A 17,094-nucleotide genomic window follows, 5' to 3' on the forward strand; every position below is an offset into this window, starting at 1 on the left:
TTAGCCGGAACGCGCCCTGACCGGCCAAAATGGCCGGGCCGGCGCTGTTTCGAGCCGGTTGCGGCAATGCAGGCAGATAATAAAAAAGATCGTGCTCAGGCCGCCAGCCTGGTGAGCGCCCATACCATCAAGGGCGAATCTGGATAGGTCAGCAACCCGCCAAGGCCTAGCGCGACGCCGTAGGGAACGCCCTTTGCCTCGTCGGCGAAATGGCGCAGAAACGGATTCTGGCCGGTAACGGTCGCAAGCAACGACTTCCGGTAGATGATGATCGCGAGCGTCAGCAGGCCGCCGATGATCGTCGAGGCCACGAGATACTCGACGAGATTGACGTTGAGACCCATCCACATCGCGGTGGCTGCCAGAAGCTTGGCGTCGCCGCCGCCCATCCCGCCCATCGCAAACAAGCCAAACGTCACTGCAAGGACCAGCGCGCCGGCGGCGAAATGTCCGCCATAGGCAGCCCATTCCATACCCGTCAGAGGCGCAACCAGCGCAAAGACAACGACGAGCAGCACCGGCACGCGATTGGCGATCGTCATCGACAGCATGTCAGAGATCGCGGCAAACAGCATGCAGAACGGAAAAACCACGAAGATCAGGGCTTCAAGCATCGGCGCTATGCCTATTGTCGGCTTTCACGGGGCTTAACCTAGATATGTTCGATTAACGATTGATGAGGGCCGGCCGAAAAAACGAGTGATGTTGGCAGCGGCATGGAAAAAGGGCCGCCAAGCGGCGGCCCTTTTCCAAAACACAATCCAAGTGCGCTCGGCGACAAGGCCGATCAGCTGCCGCTCGGCGCGGAGTTCAGGGTGGTTCCGATGGCGGTGAACTTAGCGTTGAGCGCGTTGCCGAGCGTGCCGGCGCCAGTGATGATGGCGAGCGCGATGAGAGCGGCGATCAGACCATATTCGATAGCGGTCGCGCCGGATTCGTCCTTCACAAAACGTGCGATGAGATTAGACATTCGAGAGCTCCTACTCCACGTGTTACAGCACTTCCGTCAACTTCTGTGATGGTCGATCGGATGCTGCCAATCTAGGGAGAAGCTCTTTCGATCGGCTTAATAAACAGCCTTACCGATTCCTTTCCCGGTTCGAACATATTGCGTGGTTAACTTCGGGCTAAAGTGCCGCCGAACCTTCCAATCCCGGTTTTGGCGGGCTTGCGGCCCGACCCGGACGTGCCTCGCGGGCACCCTTGCTGGCCATGACACCGTTGGCAGCACCGCATGCTTAACCGTTGGTTCACCAATCTCGTTCATGTTCCGTTGATCAGTCTGCTTGCGTGGAGCGCCTCAATGGCCCAGCCGAGATCGTCAATCGTGATTGCCGCGCTTCTTGCCGCCACTACCTTCGTCGCGCCAGCCATGGCCGGCGCCGGCATCGAGGTCACGATGAACCAGGCCAAGATCGTCAAACTGTCGCGCCCCGCCGACACAATAGTGGTCGGCAACCCGGCAATCGCCGACGCTTCCGTGCAGGATGCCTCGACGATCGTGCTGACCGGCAAAGGCTTCGGCGTCACCAATCTGGTCGTGCTCGATGCGGATGGCAGCCCAATCGTCGACGAGCAGGTTACCGTCATGCGGCAGGCTGCCTCGTCCGTGCGTATCTATAGGCGCGCCGAAATCCAGACAATGTCCTGCACGCCCTATTGCGAAAGCTCCTACAAGAGCGATGCGGAGAAGTCCTCCGAAGCTGAAATGAGTGTCAGCCACTAGGATGGTGCAGCTGAATGCCGTTCAGGTTATCGCCTGGTTAAGAAGCCAACGCCGACTTTAACGATCATCCAAACCGGAACTCAATCGGTTTGCGCTAATGCTCCCTCCGAGACCGCATAGAGACCGGCAGGATCAGACATGAGCATGGAATTCGGCTCCGCAGGCGAACACAAGGCGAGACGCCCAAGTTTTTTCGGCCGTTTTCTGCGCGACCGGCGCGGCGCCACGGCAATCGAATTCGCAATCCTTTCGGTCCCGTTCGCGCTGCTTGTCTTTGCCATTCTGGAAAGCTGCATCTCGTTCGCCAGCCAGGAAGTGATGGCCAACATCACCGATGATGTCGCGCGCCAATTGCGCACTGGCCAGTTGAAGGCGGCCGACGTCTCCAAAGACAGTTTGACGACCACGATCTGCACAAAACTGGAGATCATGGTCTCGCAGGATTGTCCCAATCAGCTGCAAGTGGATCTTCGCCAATATACGACGTTCGCCGACGCGGCCGCGGCCGGCTTCAAGATCCAGGGCGGCCAAATCATCCTGACGAACGGCACCGCCGAGCCGCCCTTTGCTGTCACGTGGGGGGCGGCGGGGTCGCGGAACATGCTTCGGGTCTTTTACAAATGGCCTATTATGACCGACCTGTTGGCGCAGTCGATGGGCGGCAACAAGACGCTGCATTTCGCATCGGTAACCTGGCAGAACGAGCCGTTCGACAACTGAGTTCGAGGCGGATGCACGAGCAGCAAGAAGAAAAAAGGCAATGGGCATGATGCGTGCGGGGGCACATCTTGGGATTACGGGAATTTGGCGGAAAGCAAGTCGATTCTGGTCCGATCGCCGCGGCATCGCGGCAGTCGAATTCGCCTTGATCATGCCCATTCTGCTGATCATGTATTTCCTGACAATGGAGGCGTCACAGGCCATCGAGACCAGTAAGAAGGTCAGTCGTATCGGCAGCATGGTGGCTGATCTCGTCACCCAGCAGACAAGCGTCCTCAAAGCCGACATCGACGGCATCATGAAGATCGGCTCCGTAACCCTTCAACCCTACAACCGCTCGAACCCGAGCATCACCATAACGGCAATACAGGTCTCGGCCGACGGGACGAGGGCATTGGTGGTATGGTCGCGCAAGTTGGTCGCAGGCGTCGCCGGCCCCGGCGCCGCCGCGACCACGGAGACCACGGTTCCAGCACCGCTCATGGTCGCCAACACCTTCCTCATCCGTGCCGAAAGCAATCTTGGCTACATCCCGGTCATCGCCTGGACGGCGAGCGACCAGCAGAAGCTCGGACTGACCTCGGCTTTCAGCAACATAACGATGGGCGAAACCTATTATCTGCGTCCCCGCAGAAGCGTGGCGGTTACTTGCAGCGACTGTTGAACCATGACGGCCAGGCAGTTTGCAGAACCGCTCCGGCTCTTAATCCACCGCGATTGCAGGTGAGAAGCCGTTACGCAGATTTTCCGTTTTGGAATTGCGCTACTGCTGCTGACTTCTGCCCGAGACGAAGCGCACAATAGAAGCGGCCATCTCGTAGTCCTTTGGGGCAACGGCAGCGAAGCCACCGGAATGTTTCTGTTCCAGGAGGTGGTAAATGTCCGGAGTCGTCGACCTGAGGTTGGTGAGGAACACGGTGAGCCGTCGCTTGGCTTCAGGGTCGAGATCGCTGCGCACCGCGTGGGGACCATATCTCAGCAGGCCAGACGTCCATACGACCCGAAGTTCCGCCGCTGAAAGGCCTGCCGCTTCGAGCCTTGCCTGCGTGCCCGATGCTTCCGGCTGGCCGTCGGCCGCGGCCGTCACCCAGCCGAACAGACCATCGGCCCTGCCATCGATCAGCATCGTTTCGGCCGCCGCAGCCGAGTCGGCGCGGACCAGAAACGGTGCATCTTCCGCGACCTTGCGGCCTTCTTCGGCCAACGCCACCAGTGGCAAGAGAGAACCGCCGACACTGTCAGAAGGCGCAATGGCGATGCGATGGCTCTCCATCGCCGCCAGATTGGGCAGCTTGCCGTCTCGGGTCAGCAGAACGGAGCGGATACCGGTCGCGCCGTCGGAATCGACCGCAGCCACAAGGGGCTCGATACATAAGCAGCGCTGCGAGGCCGTCGCATAGGCGGTCGCCGAATAGATCGCGTATTCGATTCGGGCATTGGCCTGCGCCTCGATCAGCGCGGCATAGTCGCGGGCAACTACAAACTCGACCTTCATGCCCAGAGCCTTGGTGTAGGCGTCAGTCAACACAGCCAGCCCCGGAACGGTATTGCCGGCGCCTGGCTCGGCAACGATGCCGATGCGAAACGTGCCGATATCGTCGCGCCAGTCGGCATGTGCCGGATTGGACCAGAGCGTGGCCTGCACCAGCATGAGAGCAGCAGTCGCCTTCAGTGCAACACTCCGAACCGCCGTCTGTTTTCCTCGACCCATGCCCATCCGACGCACCGTTGCGACATGCACTCCTTGTTTGTGCCTGTCGTTGCCCAAAACCGCTGCGCGCCTTTGGCGACCACTGGACTATCGCGCCAAGCCGTTGCCGTTTGGTTTCCGAATTGCCAATGAAGTCGCGGAACCCTATGTCTGGTCGTTCAAACTGGCAACAACTCGATGGCGCGCGCTTTCCTCTTCGTTCTGGACTCCTTCGGCATCGGTGGCGCCACCGACGCCGATCGCTACGGTGATGCCGGCGCCAACACATTCGCGCACATCACCGAGGCCTGCGCCGAAGGCCGCGCGGATCGCGAAGGGCTTCGCAGCGGACCGCTGTTTGTCCCCCACATGGCATCGCTCGGGCTTGGCAAGGCTGCCGAAACCGCGACGGGACTAGGCTTTGCCAGTAGCGGGACAGATCTGCTCGCCACTGCCTTCCACGGCGCCGCGCAGGAGGTTTCAAGCGGCAAGGACACACCGTCGGGCCATTGGGAAATCGCCGGCCTGCCGGTGCGCTTCGACTGGGGCTATTTCCCGGATACGGTTCCCGCCTTTCCGGCCGAACTGACCGAGGCGATGATCCGCGAAGGCAAGGTGCCGGGCATTCTCGGCAATTGTCATGCGCCGGGCACCCAGATCATCGAGCGGCTTGGCGAGGAGCACATCCGTACCGGCATGCCGATCTGCTATACGTCTGTCGACTCGGTGCTGCAGATCGCCGCGCATGAAGTCCATTTCGGCCTCGAGCGGCTTTATGAATTCTGCAAGGTGGTGCGCAGGCTGGTCGACCCACTGCGGATCGGACGGGTTATCGCGCGGCCTTTCATCGGCGAAACCGCCGCCACTTTCGAGCGAACGTACAACCGCCATGACTACGCCGTGCCACCGCCGGAGCCGACGCTGCTCGACCGGCTGACGGCGCGTGGTAGCCGTGTCATCGCCATCGGCAAGATCGGCGACATCTTCGCCCATCGTGGGATTTCGCAAGAGCGCAAGGCGGCGGGCAACATGGCGATGTTCAACGAGGCGCTGGGCGCGATGGATGATGCCGGCAACGGTGACCTCGTCTTCGCCAATTTCGTCGACTTCGACACCGAATTCGGCCATCGCCGCGACGTTGCAGGCTATGCTGCCGCGCTCGAAGCCTTCGACCGGCGACTGCCGGAAGCATTTGCAAGGCTGCGGCAGGGCGATCTTCTCATCCTGACGGCCGATCACGGCAACGATCCGACCTGGCGCGGTACCGATCATACGCGCGAGCGCATTCCGGTGATCGGCACCGGACCGGGTTTCAAGGGCGGCGACATCGGGCTGAGAACGACATTCGCCGACATCGGTGAAACGGTGGCCGAGCATCTTGGGCTGGCGCACGGCCGTTACGGCACTTCCTTCTATACGGCGATTGGCGGCCATGCCTGAATTGCCGGAGGTCGAAACCGTCCGGCGTGGACTGCAGCCGGTCTTGGAAGGCGCCACCATTGCCCGTGTCGAGGCGCGCCGACCGGATTTGCGCTTTCCATTTCCCGAGAAGTTCTCGCAGCGGCTGACCGGCAAGACGATCACGGCCCTCGGCCGCCGGGCCAAATATCTGACGATGGACCTGGAAGGCGGTCCGGTGCTGATCTGCCATCTCGGCATGTCGGGCTCATTCCGCATCGAGACGACGGACGGCAGCGACATGCCTGGCATCTTCCAGCATGACCGCTCGAAGAGTTCCAATCACGACCACGTCGTCTTCCATGTCGTATCTCCGGCGGGCGTCCGATCCCGCGTGATCTTCAACGACCCACGCCGCTTCGGTTTCATGTTGTTTGCGGAAGGATCGCCGGACGTTCACCCGATGCTGGCCGGGCTCGGCGTCGAGCCAACGGGCAACACATTGGACGGCGTACTGCTTGCCTCGTTGATGAAAGGGCGGCGATCACCACTGAAGGCAGCGCTTCTCGACCAGCGACTGATCGCCGGGCTCGGCAACATCTATGTCTCCGAGGCGCTGTGGCGCGCCGGCTTATCGCCGCTGCGCGAGGCGGGCACGATCGCCAAACCGGGAAAGAAAGGCCATGCTCAAAGCGAACAACTCGCCCAGGCAATTCGCTCGGTGATATCAGATGCGATCGCTGCGGGTGGGTCCTCACTGCGTGACTATATGCAGACCGATGGGTCACTGGGCTATTTCCAGCATTCCTTCGCGGTCTATGATCGCGAAGGAGAGGCCTGTTCGAAGCCCGGTTGCAGCGGCCACATCGAACGGATCGTGCAGAGCGGCCGATCGACGTTCTATTGCCGGACATGTCAGCGGTGAGTTAGACGAGCGCGAGCAAGGAGAAGCAGCCATGACCTATGAAGCGATCATCACCGAAACGCATGGCAAGGTCGGACTGATCAGGCTGAACCGGCCGCAGGCGCTCAATGCGTTGAATTCGCAGATCCTGACCGAAGTGGTCGCAGCCGTGAACGGCTTCAGTGCCGATGCCGGTATCGGCGCCATGGTCATCACCGGTTCCGAAAAGGCTTTCGCCGCCGGCGCCGACATCAAGGAGATGCAGTCTATCTCTTATGCGGACGCCTACGCCCAAGACTTCTTCGTCGGCTGGGAGGAACTTACGCGGGCGCGAAAGCCTGTTATCGCGGCGGTAGCGGGCTATGCACTCGGTGGCGGCTGCGAGTTGGCGATGATGTGCGATTTCATCATTGCCGCCGACACGGCAAAGTTCGGCCAGCCCGAAATCACGCTCGGCGTCATCCCAGGCATGGGTGGATCGCAGCGGCTGACCCGCTTCGTCGGCAAGGCAAAGGCGATGGACATGTGCCTGACGGGACGGATGATGGATGCCGCCGAGGCGGAGCGTTCGGGCCTCGTGTCGCGGGTCGTGCCCGCCGCCGATCTTGTCGATGAGGCGCTGAAGGCGGCCGCCAAGATCGCCAGTTTCTCGCTGCCATCGGTGATGATGGCAAAGGAGGCTGTCAACCGCTCCTTCGAGACGACGCTTGCCGAGGGCTTGCGGTTCGAGCGCCGACTGTTTCACTCGCTGTTCGCACTGGACGATCAGAAGGAAGGCATGGCGGCTTTCGCCGAGAAGCGGAAGCCGAATTTCACCAACCGCTGATGCCAATCCTTTGGCTGGGAAGAAGTTGGCTGTTGGCCGCCAAAAAGAAGGCCGGGCAGCGTTGACGCGCCGGAAAAGCTGAACTATAAGCCGCACCAACCGAGGCGGCCCCGTGGCTGCCCGTTTGTTTTTTGCGCCCTGCGGCATCCCGCATGCGCCTACCAGATCAGAAGAGAGGCATCATGGCCAATACATCCTCGGCCAAAAAGGCAACGCGCAAGATCGTACGCCGCGCAGCGATCAACAAAAACCGCCGCTCGCGCGTGCGTACCTATATCCGCCAGGTCGAAGAGGCGCTTGCCTCCGGTGACAAGGCCGCCGCGCAGGCTGCGTTCAAGATCGCGGAGCCGGAATTGATGCGCGCCGCAACCAAGGGCGTGATCCACAAGAACACGGCGTCCCGCAAGGTGTCGCGACTGGCTCAACGGGTCAAAGTCCTGTCAGCCTAACATTACTTGCCTAGACTGATGTTCTTCGAACCCGGCCGTTTGCGCCGGGTTTTTTCGTTTGCCGGCAAGCACTTAAAAAGAATGTCCGAAAACGACGTTCTATGCGGATTTGTCCATTGGGAATACTTTGCCGGCGTATGCATGCCTGCACTTGGTCAGCATGCTTGAAATGGGCCGACTTAAAGATTCTTGGCTACCAGAAATAGTCTTTAATTTTCAGACATTTACCGGCGGTGATCCACAGCTTGTCCACATCGAGCCGGAGCGATGGGGGACAAGTGGCTGTCAAGTGAATTATTTCAGAATATTTCTCTCAGCGCGCGGTTTTTCATATTCGCCGGAAAAGGGTTTGAATCACAATGGCTTTGTTAAAATGTGCCGTTGCGGTACGCCGCTCGAACTCGCCTCCAGTAACCAGATTCCTTAAAAATCCGTTAGACGTGGCCTTGCCCTATCCACAGCGATTTCGGTAATGTCGATCCATCGAAAGGGACGGGCTCTGGGCCTTAAACCCAGCCTGAATCGGCCAGCTTAAATTGGCGGGATTTGCAACGCGGATCAAGTCCGCGGACCGATTTGGCTTGTCTTTTTTCGATACGGTAGGGGACTGGCGTAACTAGACATGGCAGGTAGACGGCGGCCGGCGCTCTTTTCGCCGGACGGTGTTGTGTTGCCCTGACATACCCAACGCGGACTGGCTTCCATGGGCCGGCACCGGTTCCCGCTGATAGTGGGCGACGTTCATCTGCCGGCGGCGGCAGCGGACATCGTAGCGAAGACGCAGTCGCCGGAACCGGATGCAGGAGGCGCATCCCCGGTGGAAAACAGGTACGGAAGGACAAGGAAAAGATCATGCAGAGCGGCATCGAAAGGGAGCTTGCGGGCGACCTCCCATTTCCTGGAACTTTGATCGGAGCAAGCGACATGGCGGTCCCCAATGACGCGGAACAGAAATTCGACCGGGTGAAAGCCCAGTTGAAGGCGCGTCTGGGAACCGAAGTTTATTCTAGCTGGTTTGGCCGCATGAAGGTCGCGGAAGCTTCCAAGGGCATTGTCCGCATCTCGGTGCCCACGGCATTCCTGCGCTCATGGATCAACGGACATTACCTCGACCTCATCTCAGAGCTGTGGAAGCAGGAGGATCCGGGTCTCCTCAAGATCGACATCGTCGTGCGCACGGCGACCCGCCAGGGCCGTAGCCAGGCTGAGGCGGAGGTGGTGCCGGCACGCAAGATGACCCGCCAGACGCAGACTGCGCTCGCCGCCGGCACCGTCAGCCCCGGCCGGACAGAGCGTGCACCGGTCCCGCGTCCGGGCACGCCGGTCGAGAGCGAATTCCGGCACAATGTGCTGGGATCACCGCTTGATCCTCGCTATACATTCGGCTCCTTCATCGAGGGACCGTCGAACCGGGTGGCCTTCGCCGCCGCCAAGGCAGTGGCGGAATCGCAATCGAGCGCGGTGCGCTTCAACCCACTTTTCCTTCACGCAACCGTGGGTCTCGGCAAGACACATCTGCTGCAGGCTATCGCGGCAGAATCGCTGAAGCAGAATCCCAAGTCGCGCGTCGTCTATCTCACGGCCGAGTATTTCATGTGGCGCTTTGCCACCGCAATCCGTGACAACAACGCTCTGACGCTCAAAGAGCAGTTGCGCGACATCGACCTGCTCATCATCGATGACATGCAATTCCTGCAGGGCAAGTCGATCCAGCATGAGTTCTGCCATCTGATCAACATGTTGCTCGACAGCGCCAAGCAGGTCGTCGTTGCCGCCGACCGGCCGCCGTCGGAACTGGAATCGCTTGAACCGCGGGTCCGCTCGCGCCTCAATGGCGGCGTCGCGCTTGAAATGTCGGCGCCCGATTTCTCCATGCGCCTTGGCATGCTCAAATTGCGTCTTGCCACCGCCAGGGTGGATGACGCGTCGCTGAACATTTCGGAAGAGATTCTCAATCACGTTGCCCGTACCGTGACCGGCAGCGGACGTGAACTGGAAGGCGCCTTCAACCAGCTGCTGTTCCGTCAATCCTTCGAGCCGCAGATCACCATCGACCGCATCGACGAAATCCTTGGCCACATCTATCGCACCGGTGAACCGAAGCGGGTCCGCATCGAGGACATCCAGCGCATCGTCGCGCGCCACTATAATGTGTCGAAGACCGAATTGCTGTCCAACCGGCGCACGCGCACCATCGTCAAGCCGCGGCAGGTCGCCATGTACCTGTCGAAGGTGATGACGCCGCGCTCGCTGCCCGAGATCGGACGGCGTTTCGGCGGCCGCGATCACACGACGGTGCTGCATGCCGTGCGCAAGATCGAGGACCTTTCTGGCAACGACAACACGCTGGCGCAGGAACTCGAGTTGTTGAGGCGGTTGATCAACGATCAGGCCTGACCGGACCGGAGCGACCAGGAACAACGCCGGAATTCAATGGCTTGCCAGTGCGGCCGGGGCCCGGAACGGGCTCGTAGCGGCGCATGGAATCGACCCGGATTTCGGTTTTGCGACACCGGCGCACGGACTTGGCACGCTTTATCCCCAGAAAGCCCGCGTAGCCGGCCCGAACCGGTCGCGCGGGCTTGCGTTCGCTGATTTTTTCCTGTCAGTCTACGCAGATTCTGAGCCTGTTCAGACCTTTCGCGGGGTGCCGCTTACTGGTGACCCCGTCATTCATTCAAGCGAGCTTGTTTCGTCATGCGTGTTATCCTGGAACGGTCAAATCTCCTGAAGTCGCTCAACCACGTCCACCGTGTGGTCGAGCGGCGCAACACCATACCGATCCTGTCCAACGTGCTGCTCACCGCCGAAGGCGCCAGCCTCGAAATGAAGGCGACCGACCTCGACCTCGAAGTGACGGAAGCGACGCCCGCCAAAGTGGAGCGCGGCGGGGCGACGACGGTTCCGGCACATCTGCTCTACGACATCGTGCGCAAGCTCGCCGATGGCGCCGAGGTGATGCTGAAGACGGACGAGGACGGCAACGCCATGACGGTGACGTCAGGCCGATCGAGCTTCCGCCTTCAGTGCCTGCCACAATCCGACTTCCCGGAGCTTTCGGCCGGATCGTTCTCGCATATCTTCCGTCTCGAGTCGGTTGGCTTGAAAGGCCTGATCGAGAAGACCCAGTTCGCCATCTCCACCGAAGAGACACGCTATTACCTGAACGGCATCTACCTGCACACGCATGAGGTCGGCGGCAAGCTGAAGCTTCGCTCCGTGGCGACCGACGGCCACCGCCTGGCGCGCGCCGAGATCGACGCGCCGGCGGGATCCGAGGGCATGCCGGGCATCATCATTCCACGCAAGACGGTGAGCGAGCTGCAGAAGCTGGTGGACGATCCGGACGTCGCGGTGACCACGGAACTGTCGGACACCAAAATCCGCTTCACCATCGGCAGCGTAATTTTGACCTCGAAGCTGATCGACGGCACCTTCCCCGATTATCAGCGGGTCATTCCGACCGGCAACGACAAGAAGCTGATCATCGACCGGCAGAGTTTTGCCGCCGCGGTCGATCGCGTGTCGACCATCTCTTCCGAACGCGGCCGCGCGGTGAAGCTTTCGATCAGCGAGGGTCAGGTGACGCTTGCGGTCAACAATCCGGATTCAGGCAGCGCCACCGAGGAACTGGCCGCCGACTATTCGTCCGATCCGATCGAAATCGGCTTCAATGCCAAGTATCTGCTCGACGTTGCCGCGCAACTGACCGGCACGGAGGCCAAGTTCATGCTGGCCGACGCCGGTTCGCCGACGCTGATCCACGACATGGCCGACGAAACTGCACTCTATGTGCTGATGCCGATGCGAGTGTAGCCTGAGCCGAGTCATCAGCCCGGCTCTGCAGCCGGGACCGGCTACGAGAATGATGGTTGCGGCGATTTCCAGAGCAGTTCCAGGAAAGGTGTGAAACGGCTTTCCGTCCGGAATTGCGTCGAAACAAAGAGATAGAGCGGTTCGGCGTTTCCGTGAAACGATGAACGCTCTACAGGCGGATAGCGGTTGCCGGCACAGACCCACATAAGTAAGCTTACACTTACTAACTTTCGCAATTACGCGACGCTGACGATCGATCTGGCGCCGGGCGCCGTGGTTTTTTCCGGCGACAACGGTGCCGGCAAGACCAATCTCCTCGAAGCGATCTCCCTTCTGACACCTGGGCGTGGCTTGCGCCGCGCCCCTTACGCTGACGTCGCTCGCGAGGGCGGCGACGGCGGCTTTGCCCTGCATGCACGGCTCGACGGGCCTGACGGCCAGGTCGAGATCGGAACAGGCATTTCCGGTGGCGACAACCCCGGCGAAGGCGGCAGGCGGGTGCGCATCAACGGAGCTTCGGCGCGTTCGGCCGAGGACATGCTGGAATGGCTGCGCGTGGTGTGGCTGACGCCGGCGATGGACGCGTTGTTCACCGGGCCGGCCGCGGATCGCCGGCGCTTTCTCGACCGGCTGGTGCTGGCGATCGACCCCGGCCACGGGCAACGTGCGATCGACTACGAGAAAGCGATGCGCAGTCGTAACCGTCTGCTTACAGATGGGTCTCGAGACGACCGCTGGTTCGACGCGATCGAGACGCAGATGGCAGAAACCGGGGTGGCGATCGCCGCGGCGCGGGCCGAGATGGTGAGGCTGCTCGCCGCGATGATCGACAGGTTGCCTGACACGGGGCCGTTTCCGCAGGCCGATATCGGCCTTTCAGGAGACCTGGAGGCCGCGGTTTCCAGCACACCGGCAGTCGATGTCGAGGAGAGCTTCCGCCGGACGCTTGCAGACGGCCGCGACCGCGACTGTGCCGCCGGGCGCACGCTCGAAGGGCCACACCGTTCCGATCTGGTGGTGCGGCACCGTCCCAAGGCGATGCCGGCCGAGCTCTGTTCGACAGGCGAGCAAAAGGCGCTGCTGGTCGGCATCGTGCTGTCACATGCTCGGTTGACTGGCGAAATGTCGGGCATGACACCTATCATGCTGCTCGACGAGATCGCCGCGCATCTCGATGGCGGGCGGCGCGCGGCGCTATTTTCCATCCTTGAAGAATTGAACTGCCAGGTGTTCATGACCGGAACCGATGCTGCGCTTTTTTCCAGTCTCAAGGGGCGTGCGCAATTCCTGACTGTCGACCACGGCACAGTTGGGCCAACGATCTAACTCTGTCCCAAAAACCGCTCCACACTTTTGGGCGACATGCATGAGATTATGCATGTCGTTGTCCCAAAACCGCTCTACACTTTTGGGCGACATGCATTAGCCCCTGACAGGATTTTGCAGCCGCTATATGATCCGGCGATGACCCCTGCCGCCCTGACCGCCGACGAGATCGAACGCTATGCCCGCCACATCGTGCTGCCCGAGATCGGCGGCGTTGGCCAGCAGAGGCTGAAACAGGCGCGAGTGCTGGTCATCGGCGCCGGCGGGCTGGGCGCGCCGGTGCTTGAATATCTTGCCGCAGCCGGCGTCGGCACGCTCGGCGTGGTCGATGACGACACCATTTCGCTCTCCAACCTGCAGCGCCAGGTCATTCACGGCACGGACAGTGTCGGCATGCTGAAAACCGACAGTGCCAAGGCGGCAATCGCCCGCATCAATCCCAACACCAGCGTCGAAACGCACACATTCCGGCTGACTGCGGACAATGCCCCTGCCCTCGTCGCCGGCTATGACATCGTCGTCGACGGTTCCGACAATTTCGAAACCCGCTACGCGGTGGCCGATGCCTGCGCGAGCGCTGGGAAACCGTTGGTTCATGCCGCCGTCGGGCGCTTCGATGGCTCGGTGACGGTGTTGAAGCCATTCGAGGACGGCAAGGACGGCAAGCCCAATCCAGGCTACCGCGACCTGTTTCCCGAAGCGCCACCGCCTGGGCTGGTGCCGTCCTGTGCCGAAGCCGGCGTGCTTGGTGCGCTGACCGGTGTCGTCGGCACACTGCAGGCAATGGAGGCGATCAAGCTGATCACTGGCGTCGGCGAGCCGCTGGTCGGCAGGCTGCTGCTCTATGATGGGCTGGCGGCGCGTTTCGACACGATCCGCTACAAGAGAAACTGATCCCGTGGAACAGACTGAAGCTGTCTCCATCACACAGATTTCGGCCGATTTCGACCGTTGGGACGATGTGCTCGCACTGATCATGTGCGCCTTCGCCTCGATGGACGGCGTGATCGACCCACCCTCCTCTGCCCGCCTGCTGACCACCGATACTCTACGGGACAAGGCGCGGCGGGAGACCGGCTTCGTGGCACTCAAGGACGGCAGGAGCGTCGGCTGTATCTTTGCCCTTGAAAAGGTGGCGGAACTCTATGTCGGCAAACTCGCTGTCGCGCCGGACTGCCAGGGACAAGGTATTGGGCGGCGGTTGATGCAGGCGGTCGAAGATCTTGCCCTAAGCCGCGGCAAGGCGGCACTCGAGCTTCAGACGCGGATCGAACTGACCGCAAACCATGCAGCCTTTGCCCGACTCGGCTTTCACGAAACCGAGCGGACGGCGCATGAGGGCTACTTCAAGCCGACCTCGATCACCATGCGCAAGGTGCTTGTGTAAGCCTGGTCTTTCATTCTGCGTTTCGATTGCGTCAGGTTCTGAGCGGCAGCACGCGGTCCGGCGGGCGGTGGCCATCGACGAAAGCGCGTATGTTGATGATGACCTTTTCGCCCATATCGATGCGGCCTTCGAGCGTCGCCGAGCCCATGTGCGGCAACAACACGACCTTGTGCTTGGCGGCGAGCTTCAGCAGCTTGCTGTTCAAAGCCGGTTCGTGCTCATAGACATCGAGGCCGGCTCCGGCAATCTTACCGTCCTGGATGAGCCTGACCAACGCTTCCTCGTCGATGATGTCGCCGCGCGCGGTGTTGACGATATAGGCCGTGGGCTGCATCAGAGCCAGCCGCCGCGCCGAAAGCAGATGGAAGGTCGCCGGCGTCGAAGGGCAATTGACCGAAATGATATCCATGCGGGCCAGCATCTGGTCGAGGCTTTCCCAATAGGTCGCCTCCAGCCCGTCTTCGACGTCAGGCAGCACGCGATGGCGGTTATGGTAGTGGATCGAGAGGCCGAACGCCTTGGCCCGCCTGGCAACCGCCGTGCCAATGCGCCCCATGCCGACGATGCCCAGCCGTTTGCCCCAAATGCGTCGGCCAAGCATCCAGGTCGGCGACCAGCCGGCCCATTTCTTGTCGCCGGTGAGCACGTTGGCGCCTTCCGCCAGCCGCCGCGGCAACGCCAGCATCAGCGCCATAGTCATGTCGGCGGTGTCCTCGGTCAGCACATTGGGCGTGTTGGTGACGGTGATGCCCCTCTTGGCCGCGGCCTCGACATCGATCTTGTCGACGCCATTGCCGAAATTGGCGATCAGCTTGAGGTTGTCGCCGGCCTGGGCGATCAGTGCCGCGTCGATCTGGTCGGTCACCGTCGGTACCAGCACGTCGGCCTCCTTGACCGCCGCAACCAGTTCCGGCTGCGTCATCGGCCTGTCCTCGACATTCAGCCGGGCGTCGAACAGTTCGCGCATGCGGGTCTCGACCGGGTCGGGCAGCTTTCGCGTGATGACGACGAGAGGCTTCTTTTTGCCTGCCATTGTTTCCTCGTACCCCGATCTCGTTGAGACCTCTTTAACCAAGACCGGCGAAACTGAAAGCCGGTCGCGGTGCCGATTACCCCATGTAACAAGCGGTGCCGCCGAAGACAAAGAAAAAGGGGCGCCGATGCCGCCAGGCAAGCGCCGAAAGGAATGAAAGTGTCTGGTTTCGCGTCGTTTCGCCTGACCCTCAGCGGAGCACTTCTCGGCGCTTTGCTTTATTCTCCGCTTGCCGCGGCGCAGAGTGCAGCAGCACCTGCCCAGAGCGTCGTCACGGTCGGGCCGAGCGGTTTGCCGCTGCCGCGATTCGTCAGCCTGAAATCCGGCCGCGTCAACTCGCGCGTCGGCCCCGGCGCCAACTATTCGGTCGACTGGATGTATATGAAGGCCGGCCTGCCGATGGAGATCATCCAGGAATTCGACACATGGCGCCGCGTGCGCGATGCCGATGGTTCGGAAGGCTGGATCAATCAGTCGCTGCTTTCCGGCCGGCGCACGGCAATAGTCGCACCGTGGCAGCGCGGCAAGGGCGCTCAGATCAACCTTCTCAACAGCCCCGACAAGGACGCTCGGGTGGTCGCGATGGTAGAGCCTGGCGTCATGGGCACGATCAAATCCTGCGACGGCCAGTGGTGCGAAATGACGTTCGATGGCCACACCGGCTGGCTTGCCCAGTCGATTGTGTGGGGCGCTTACCCCGGCGAGCGGGTCAAGAACTGACCACCTCATCGCGAGGACGCGGGATCAGATATGTAGGCCCGGCAAATCACGGTGACGGCAACGCAGCCGTGTCAGGAGCGTGATCCTGCTGGCAGGCAAACCCGGCAATCCATGCGACCGGTTCAGTAGTCACGCAGCCTGGTCGCCTGTATCAGACCGTGGTCGTTTGGCGCCCGATGCGGCCGAGATGGGTGTCCTGAAAGCTGGTCGACAGCTTGAGGCCGTAGCCCAGCGCACGGTCGATGGCGATGTGGGCGATCCAGATCAATGCGACCGCCATCACGGTCGCATTGCCGGACAGGTGCCCGGCCAGCAGCAAGAATACTGGTACGATCGGGATATGCAGGGCGTTATAGGCAAGGGCACCGACGCGCGGCCCCGCCAGATAGCCGAACATCGATAAGTCCGGCACCAGGATAAGCACCCCGAAGAGCCACCACGACATGCCAGTCGAGCCGTAGAAAACGACGGCAGCTGCCGCAACGATGGCCCATTCCAGCCGAATTGCCAGATCAAGCGATTTCAATCTCCTGCCGATCCTTCGCGGCGCTTGGGGCGCAGCCTCACCACGATGTCAACATTGGCGATCTCCATCCCTTCCGGTGGCTCCGGCAGGTTGGCGACCGTCACCGGACCGCTGTCGATATCGAATATGCGGTTTTCGCCTTCGATATAGAAATGGTGATGGTCGGAGGTGTTGGTGTCGAAATAGGTCTTCGCGCCCTCGACAGCGAGGATACGCAACAGTCCCGACTGGGTGAACTGATGAAGGGCGTTGTAGACAGTGGCCAGCGATACCGGCACGCCGGCGGCGACCGCTTCCTCGTGCAGTTCCTCGGCCGACAAATGACGATCGCCCTTGGCGAAAAGCAGGTCGGCCAGCGCAATGCGCTGACGCGTCGGCCTCAGCCCGGCTTCACGGACCCGCTTGTCCACAGCCACATTTCCCTTCCGGCCGTCCAGGTCCATCTTCTCGTCGAACCTCACAGTTCCGCCCCAAGACACGTCCAGAATGGCAAAATAATGAACTTCTGCCGATACCGGACCTTTTCAGGACATATATTCTGTCGTCCGAATGCGATCAATAGCGCGCATTGAC

Annotated in this window: 19 protein-coding genes; 13 read left to right on the top strand and 6 right to left on the bottom strand. The window is 61.2% G+C overall.

Features of this window, described 5'->3' with window-relative positions:
• Positions 1-95: 95 nt before the first annotated feature.
• Positions 96-614, bottom strand: coding sequence for an A24 family peptidase (locus tag NKI20_RS10770; RefSeq protein ID WP_352727018.1), 519 nt, complete (start codon positions 612-614; stop codon positions 96-98).
• Positions 615-787: 173 nt separating this feature from the next.
• Positions 788-970 (bottom strand): Flp family type IVb pilin, encoded by a 183-nt coding sequence (locus tag NKI20_RS10775; RefSeq protein ID WP_352830442.1) that lies wholly within the window; start codon positions 968-970, stop codon positions 788-790.
• Positions 971-1,303: 333 nt separating this feature from the next.
• On the opposite strand from NKI20_RS10775, the gene NKI20_RS10780 reads away from it, so the two are divergent.
• The 3 genes from NKI20_RS10780 (at position 1,304) to NKI20_RS10790 (ending at position 3,110) form a co-directional block, all read left to right on the top strand.
• Positions 1,304-1,726, top strand: coding sequence for a pilus assembly protein N-terminal domain-containing protein (locus NKI20_RS10780; protein WP_352601402.1), 423 nt, complete (start codon positions 1,304-1,306; stop codon positions 1,724-1,726).
• Positions 1,727-1,864: 138 nt separating this feature from the next.
• Entirely contained in the window at positions 1,865-2,446 is a 582-nt protein-coding gene (locus NKI20_RS10785; protein WP_352727020.1) for a TadE/TadG family type IV pilus assembly protein, read from the top strand.
• A gap of 46 nt (positions 2,447-2,492) precedes the next feature.
• The gene (locus tag NKI20_RS10790; protein ID WP_352727141.1) at positions 2,493-3,110 is read left to right on the top strand and encodes a TadE/TadG family type IV pilus assembly protein; all 618 of its coding nucleotides are present in this window, start codon (positions 2,493-2,495) and stop codon (positions 3,108-3,110) included.
• A 99-nt stretch (positions 3,111-3,209) separates the two neighbouring features.
• Here NKI20_RS10790 and NKI20_RS10795 read toward each other — a convergent pair whose 3' ends face one another.
• A complete protein-coding gene (locus tag NKI20_RS10795; protein ID WP_352830445.1) occupies positions 3,210-4,097 on the bottom strand; it encodes a phosphate/phosphite/phosphonate ABC transporter substrate-binding protein in 888 nt (295 codons plus the stop codon).
• A 237-nt stretch (positions 4,098-4,334) separates the two neighbouring features.
• Here NKI20_RS10795 and NKI20_RS10800 point away from each other — a divergent pair, with 237 nt between their 5' ends.
• From NKI20_RS10800 to NKI20_RS10840, 9 genes are all read left to right on the top strand, one after another.
• The gene (locus tag NKI20_RS10800; protein WP_352830447.1) at positions 4,335-5,576 is read left to right on the top strand and encodes a phosphopentomutase; all 1,242 of its coding nucleotides are present in this window, start codon (positions 4,335-4,337) and stop codon (positions 5,574-5,576) included.
• Positions 5,569-6,459: a bifunctional DNA-formamidopyrimidine glycosylase/DNA-(apurinic or apyrimidinic site) lyase gene (mutM, locus tag NKI20_RS10805; protein WP_023758095.1), complete on the top strand. Its 891-nt coding sequence runs from the start codon at positions 5,569-5,571 to the stop codon at positions 6,457-6,459. Before NKI20_RS10800 ends, mutM begins: the two co-directional genes overlap by 8 nt.
• A 31-nt stretch (positions 6,460-6,490) precedes the next feature.
• A complete protein-coding gene (locus NKI20_RS10810) occupies positions 6,491-7,264 on the top strand; it encodes an enoyl-CoA hydratase (RefSeq protein ID WP_023758096.1) in 774 nt (257 codons plus the stop codon).
• Between the two features lie 182 nt (positions 7,265-7,446).
• A complete protein-coding gene (rpsT, locus tag NKI20_RS10815) occupies positions 7,447-7,713 on the top strand; it encodes a 30S ribosomal protein S20 (RefSeq protein WP_013533694.1) in 267 nt (88 codons plus the stop codon).
• 924 nt (positions 7,714-8,637) lie between these two features.
• The gene (dnaA, locus tag NKI20_RS10820; RefSeq protein ID WP_352830450.1) at positions 8,638-10,110 is read left to right on the top strand and encodes a chromosomal replication initiator protein DnaA; all 1,473 of its coding nucleotides are present in this window, start codon (positions 8,638-8,640) and stop codon (positions 10,108-10,110) included.
• Positions 10,111-10,410: 300 nt separating this feature from the next.
• Positions 10,411-11,529, top strand: coding sequence for a DNA polymerase III subunit beta (gene dnaN / locus NKI20_RS10825; protein WP_352601417.1), 1,119 nt, complete (start codon positions 10,411-10,413; stop codon positions 11,527-11,529).
• 186 nt (positions 11,530-11,715) lie between these two features.
• Positions 11,716-12,855, top strand: coding sequence for a DNA replication/repair protein RecF (recF, locus tag NKI20_RS10830; RefSeq protein WP_352830453.1), 1,140 nt, complete (start codon positions 11,716-11,718; stop codon positions 12,853-12,855).
• Between the two features lie 138 nt (positions 12,856-12,993).
• A complete protein-coding gene (locus tag NKI20_RS10835; protein ID WP_352601421.1) occupies positions 12,994-13,749 on the top strand; it encodes a molybdopterin-synthase adenylyltransferase MoeB in 756 nt (251 codons plus the stop codon).
• 4 nt (positions 13,750-13,753) lie between these two features.
• On the top strand, positions 13,754-14,242 hold the full coding sequence (locus tag NKI20_RS10840; protein WP_352601423.1) for a GNAT family N-acetyltransferase: 489 nt from the start codon (positions 13,754-13,756) through the stop codon (positions 14,240-14,242).
• 31 nt (positions 14,243-14,273) lie between these two features.
• Here the strand turns inward: NKI20_RS10840 and NKI20_RS10845 are convergent, their stop codons facing one another.
• Positions 14,274-15,275 carry a 2-hydroxyacid dehydrogenase gene (locus tag NKI20_RS10845; RefSeq protein WP_023758102.1) on the bottom strand — a complete coding sequence of 334 codons (1,002 nt, stop codon included), beginning with the start codon at positions 15,273-15,275 and terminating at the stop codon, positions 14,274-14,276.
• 159 nt (positions 15,276-15,434) lie between these two features.
• Between NKI20_RS10845 and NKI20_RS10850 the strand changes: the two genes are divergently transcribed.
• Positions 15,435-15,995 (top strand): SH3 domain-containing protein, encoded by a 561-nt coding sequence (locus NKI20_RS10850; protein WP_023758103.1) that lies wholly within the window; start codon positions 15,435-15,437, stop codon positions 15,993-15,995.
• A 151-nt stretch (positions 15,996-16,146) separates the two neighbouring features.
• Here NKI20_RS10850 and NKI20_RS10855 read toward each other — a convergent pair whose 3' ends face one another.
• A complete protein-coding gene (locus tag NKI20_RS10855; RefSeq protein WP_023758104.1) occupies positions 16,147-16,521 on the bottom strand; it encodes a DUF4260 domain-containing protein in 375 nt (124 codons plus the stop codon).
• A complete protein-coding gene (gene irrA, locus NKI20_RS10860; RefSeq protein ID WP_352601427.1) occupies positions 16,518-16,964 on the bottom strand; it encodes an iron response transcriptional regulator IrrA in 447 nt (148 codons plus the stop codon). The genes NKI20_RS10855 and irrA overlap by 4 nt, the downstream gene beginning before the upstream one ends.
• Positions 16,965-17,094 lie beyond the last annotated feature (130 nt).

This window comes from Mesorhizobium sp. M0830 (genome assembly GCF_040319965.1).
Lineage (GTDB): Bacteria > Pseudomonadota > Alphaproteobacteria > Rhizobiales > Rhizobiaceae > Mesorhizobium.

Excerpts from the sequence above, each read along its gene's own strand:
- NKI20_RS10770 (WP_352727018.1), bottom strand. The coding sequence starts at position 614 with ATGCTTGAAGCCCTGATCTTCGTGGTTTTTCCGTTCTGCATGCTGTTT.
- NKI20_RS10775 (WP_352830442.1), bottom strand. The coding sequence starts at position 970 with ATGTCTAATCTCATCGCACGTTTTGTGAAGGACGAATCCGGCGCGACC.
- NKI20_RS10780 (WP_352601402.1), top strand. The coding sequence starts at position 1,304 with ATGGCCCAGCCGAGATCGTCAATCGTGATTGCCGCGCTTCTTGCCGCC.
- NKI20_RS10785 (WP_352727020.1), top strand. The coding sequence starts at position 1,865 with ATGAGCATGGAATTCGGCTCCGCAGGCGAACACAAGGCGAGACGCCCA.
- NKI20_RS10790 (WP_352727141.1), top strand. The coding sequence starts at position 2,493 with ATGATGCGTGCGGGGGCACATCTTGGGATTACGGGAATTTGGCGGAAA.
- NKI20_RS10795 (WP_352830445.1), bottom strand. The coding sequence starts at position 4,097 with ATGCTGGTGCAGGCCACGCTCTGGTCCAATCCGGCACATGCCGACTGG.
- NKI20_RS10800 (WP_352830447.1), top strand. The coding sequence starts at position 4,335 with ATGGCGCGCGCTTTCCTCTTCGTTCTGGACTCCTTCGGCATCGGTGGC.
- mutM (WP_023758095.1), top strand. The coding sequence starts at position 5,569 with ATGCCTGAATTGCCGGAGGTCGAAACCGTCCGGCGTGGACTGCAGCCG.
- NKI20_RS10810 (WP_023758096.1), top strand. The coding sequence starts at position 6,491 with ATGACCTATGAAGCGATCATCACCGAAACGCATGGCAAGGTCGGACTG.
- rpsT (WP_013533694.1), top strand. The coding sequence starts at position 7,447 with ATGGCCAATACATCCTCGGCCAAAAAGGCAACGCGCAAGATCGTACGC.
- dnaA (WP_352830450.1), top strand. The coding sequence starts at position 8,638 with ATGGCGGTCCCCAATGACGCGGAACAGAAATTCGACCGGGTGAAAGCC.
- dnaN (WP_352601417.1), top strand. The coding sequence starts at position 10,411 with ATGCGTGTTATCCTGGAACGGTCAAATCTCCTGAAGTCGCTCAACCAC.
- NKI20_RS10835 (WP_352601421.1), top strand. The coding sequence starts at position 12,994 with ATGACCCCTGCCGCCCTGACCGCCGACGAGATCGAACGCTATGCCCGC.
- NKI20_RS10845 (WP_023758102.1), bottom strand. The coding sequence starts at position 15,275 with ATGGCAGGCAAAAAGAAGCCTCTCGTCGTCATCACGCGAAAGCTGCCC.
- irrA (WP_352601427.1), bottom strand. The coding sequence starts at position 16,964 with ATGGACCTGGACGGCCGGAAGGGAAATGTGGCTGTGGACAAGCGGGTC.